At 59.7% G+C, this 4,332-nt stretch carries 3 protein-coding genes; all 3 read left to right on the plus strand.

All coding sequences use genetic code 11. The annotated features are described in order from the left end of the window. Positions 1–292 precede the first annotated feature (292 nt). Positions 293–1,369: an ABC transporter substrate-binding protein gene (locus NW816_RS13860; RefSeq protein ID WP_414409540.1), complete on the plus strand. Its 1,077-nt coding sequence runs from the start codon at positions 293–295 to the stop codon at positions 1,367–1,369. Between the two features lie 472 nt (positions 1,370–1,841). Continuing rightward, positions 1,842–2,780, plus strand: coding sequence for a quinolinate synthase NadA (gene nadA / locus NW816_RS13865; protein ID WP_414409541.1), 939 nt, complete (start codon positions 1,842–1,844; stop codon positions 2,778–2,780). 70 nt (positions 2,781–2,850) lie between these two features. Next, positions 2,851–4,332 (plus strand): L-aspartate oxidase (locus NW816_RS13870; protein ID WP_414409542.1); only part of this gene is annotated, 1,482 nt, incomplete at its 3' end.

Here is a 4,332-nt window from a genome sequence, read left to right on the forward strand (position 1 = left end):
AAAATGACCATACTTCGAGCGCCGGTCAGGTTCGGTGGCTACAGGTTTGGGATAGATCGGGGCAAGGTTGGTTTCGGGCTTTGTTCCCCTTGCCATTCTTGAGCTGAGGTGCTGGCTGCTGGGCAACTTGGTCTCTAGCCGATGGAACCCAATGCCGGCGGATCTCGTCTGCAAGTACCGGTAGCCGGAGATACCGCTCTGTCCAAGGTTTTTTGGTTTAATGGAGTGTTACAAATTACCTGCGCCTTTGGCCGCTTCACACCCTGCAAGGATTAGGTTAGGAAGAATGGATATGGCTTCGCCTCGACCCTCTGACTCGAACACCAACGCTCTGAGCCGCCGTCAACTTCTCAAGGTGGGGGCCGCAGCCCTTGGGGGCGGTCTGTTGGCTGCAGGGGGTGCCCAAGCTCAGCGCAAACCCTCTCCCACCCTGATAGTGGCTCAGGGATCCGGTCTGGATCGCGTTTCCTACGCTACCAACTGGTATGCCCAGGCGGAACACGGCGGCTTTTATCAGGCGGTGGCGACCGGCATCTACCGCGAGCATGGCCTGGATGTGACCATCAAGATGGGTGGCCCTGGCATCAACATCACCCAAGTTTTGGCCGGTGGAGCTGCCGAATTTGCCATGGGAGGAAGCACAGGGGTGATCAATGCCGTGCGAGAAGGGATCCCCTTGGTGTGCGTGGCGGCCATTTTTCAAAAAGACCCGCAGATCATCATGGCCCACCCTGGCACCCAGCGCTTTGAAGAGCTCAAGGGCCGGCCTATCTTTGTCTCGAAAGGTGGCCTTGCCACCTACTGGCCCTACCTGAAGGCCCGCTTTGGCTTCACCGACGACCAAGTTCGCCCCTATAACTTCAACCCCGGCCCCTTTTTGGCGGATCCCAGCTCAGCTCAGCAAGGCTATCTGACATCCGAGCCTTTTGCCATCCAACGGGAAGGGGGATTTGAGCCGGTGGTCTTCCTCCTGGCGGATTTGGGCTACAAACCCTATGCCACCACCATCGAAACCCGTCGCCAACTGGTGGAAACCAAGCCCGACTTGGTGGAGCGATTCGTGGATGCCTCTATCAAAGGCTGGTACAGCTTCTTGGAGGATCCCCGTCCGGCCTATCGCTTGATCAAGCAGGACAACCCGGAGATGACCGATGCCCAGTTGGCCTACAGCTTCGAGAAATTGCAGGAGTACGGCATCATCTTGTCCGGCGATGCGTTGGAAAAAGGCATTGGCGCCATGACCGACAAACGCTGGCAAGACTTCTTCGACAGCATGACGGTGGCCGGCGTATTTGAGCCAACCATCAACTACCGGGCTGCCTATACGCTGGACTTCGTCAACAAAGGCACGGCCTACTACACTGCCTGACCAAGAAAACCGGGTTTAGCGCTCCGCGCTGCTAAAGCGAACAAGCCCCGCCCCCTGGGACGGCCTCTGCTTCATTGCTACACGACGCTTTCGCGAACGCCTATGACGGCGCGGAGTGCTTGAAAGAATCCCCTGCCTTTATGCAGGGGGGAATGTCAACCTGAGCCAAGTCCTCGCTAGATGCTGTTTTACTGCTGCGCAACGCCGTCGCAACCGATGCTACTTTGGGAAAACAACCTAGGCCCAGCTCCAGCTCAACCGAGCGCCGCGAAAGGCTTCTCCGAGCGTCTTGGCTAAAGCAGAGTCAGCCAACTGCAGGAGATACGCTTTCTGCTATCGCTGCGCGCTGCTCCTGCGAGCCCATTAGCGGGACAAAGTCCTCAGATCGCGTCCAGCTTACAGAGGAACAAAGCCGTTATTGCTACGCAACGCTGTCGCGACAAGAAGTCGAGAATGATAAGGAGAAACTCTATTGCTACGCAACGCTGACGTGACCGTCCAGGAGATTGTTCGGCTCAAACAGGAAAGGCAGGCGGTCATCCTTGCCCATTCCTATCAGCTCCCCGAAGTTCAAGAGGTAGCAGACTTTGTGGGAGACTCCTTGGGGCTGGCTCGAGAGGCTCAAAAGACGAGCGCCCAGGTGATCGTCTTTGCGGGCGTGCATTTTATGGCAGAGACGGCTGCCATCCTCAACCCCGAAAAGACGGTGCTGCTGCCGGATCTGGAGGCGGGCTGTTCCCTAGCCGACAGCATTCGCCCAGAAGATGTGCTGCGGTGGAAGGAAGCCTGCCCTGAGGGCTTGGTGGTGGCCTACGTCAATACCGCTGCAGAGATCAAGGCCCTGGCGGATGTCTGCGTAACCAGCGCCAACGCAGTTCAAGTGGTGGCCAGCCTGCCCCGGGATCGCCCCATCTTCTTTGTGCCGGATATGTTTCTGGGAGCCCACGTTGCTCAGGTAACCGGGAGGGAGCTGGATCTCTTTCCGGGAGAGTGCCACGTGCATGTCGGCATCCGGGAAGAGCACCTCAAGGCGATGGTGGAAGAGCACCCTGGAGCGGAGTTCCTCATTCACCCCGAGTGCAGTTGCGGCTCTAGCTGTCTCTTTCTCAAACCGGATGCCAAGCTGCTCTCTACCGAGGGCATGGTGCGCTACGCCAAAACCTCGGAAAGCCGCGAGTTCGTGGTCGCTACTGAGGTGGGCATTCTCCACCGGCTCAAGAAAGAAGCTCCAGACAAGACCTTCATCCCTGTCAAGGCAGAGGCCGTTTGCGAGTACATGAAAAAGATTACCTTGGAAAAGATTTATCGCTCCCTGCAGGAGATGCGCCACGCGATTCAGGTACCCCAGGACGTGGCTGAGAAGGCTCGCCGGTCGATTCTGGCCATGCTGGCAGTGCCTGCCGGGGCTTAAATTGGAGCGCAAGGACTACGTGGCGCTGCTGCAAGAGTGCTATGCCTACGGCAGGGAAATCGCACCGCTAGTGCGATGGCAAACTGATCTGCTGATCCTGGGAGCGGGGGTGGCGGGGGTGTACGCAGCCCTGTGGGCCGAAACCCAGGGGGCGACAACCTTGGTGGTAAGCAAGGATCCCCTTCCCTCTGGCTCTACCCCTTGGGCACAGGGTGGGGTGGCTTTTCCTGTGGATGAGGCGGATGTAGAGGCCCATCTCCGAGACACCTTGCAAGCGGGCCGTGGCCTGGTGGAAGAAAAGGTGGCCCGCTCCATTGTGGAGGAAGCACCCTTGCACCTGGAGAGGCTTTTACGCTGGGGCCTTCCTTTCCATCCCCAACCTGTCCGGGAAGGGGGCCACTCCCAAGCGCGGGTTCGCCATCTGGGGGGGGATCGGAGCGGACTGTGGCTCCTGAGAGGTTTGCTGGCTCGCCTCAACAGGCTGCCTTTGCAGGGCTACACAGCCCTCAGCTTTTTGCTGGCGGGGGACAGGGTGGCGGGGGCCTTGCTTCTTGGCCCTGAGGGGCCGGTGGAGGTGAGGGCCGGGGCAGTTCTCCTGGCTACGGGAGGATTTGGCAGCCTCTTCCCCGTCTCGACAGCTCCCTCGGGAGCTACCGGCGATGGGATGGTGCTGGCTTGGCGGGCAGGGGCCATCCTCAGGGATCTGGAGTTTGTGCAATTTCACCCCACGGCTTTGCCCAATGGAGCGCTGGTGAGCGAGGCAGTAAGAGGAGAAGGGGCCGTTCTCCTCAACGCCTTTGGGGAGCGTTTCATGCCTCGGTATGCGGAGCGGGGAGAGCTGGCGCCGCGGGATGTGGTAGCTCGAGCCGTTTTCTGGGAGCGGGAGCAGACAGGGGGAACCTACCTGGATCTGCGGGTCGTCGAACATCTGGAGGAGCGTTTTCCCACCGTTGTTGCTTCTGCCCGCGCCTTGGGGTTGGATCCCACCAAGGATCTGCTGCCGGTTGTTCCCGCCGCTCACTACGTGATGGGTGGGATCCGAACGGACGCTTTCGGCTTCACCGGACTGCCGGGCCTTTATGCTGCCGGGGAGGTGGCTTCCACGGGGCTACACGGGGCCAATCGTTTGGCTTCCAACAGTCTCTTGGAGGGGCTGGTTATGGGCAAGCGGGCTGCTTTGGCTGCCTTGCAAGACTTGGGAGAGGTGAGCTTCGCCCGGCGACTGCAAAGGCTACCCGTTCTGGCGGCATCTCCCTCCATCGTGCCGGCTCTGAGGCAGCGAGTTGGGGAAGCTTTGGGCGTTGTGCGCGAGGGAACACGGCTGCGGGCTTTTCTGGCCTTTGTCAAGGAACTTCCCCTGCAGGAAAAGCCTTGGGCCAGCCGGGAAGAGGCTGAGGCAGGCAGTCTGCTTTTGCTCGCCCGTCTTGTAGCGCAGGGGGCGCTGCTGCGGGAAGAAAGCCGAGGAGCCCATTTCCGCGAGGACTTTCCCCAGGAAGGGGAGCCCTTCCATACAGAGGTGCGTGGTTCAACTTTTTGTCGTCATAGTCATTTC

The sequence above is a fragment of the Synechococcus sp. W55.1 genome (assembly GCF_047461655.1).
In the GTDB taxonomy this organism is placed as follows: Bacteria; Cyanobacteriota; Cyanobacteriia; order Thermostichales; family Thermostichaceae; genus Thermostichus.

Coding starts and splice junctions, on each gene's coding strand:
- NW816_RS13860 (WP_414409540.1), top strand. CDS start 293: ATGGCTTCGCCTCGACCCTCTGACTCGAACACCAACGCTCTGAGCCGC.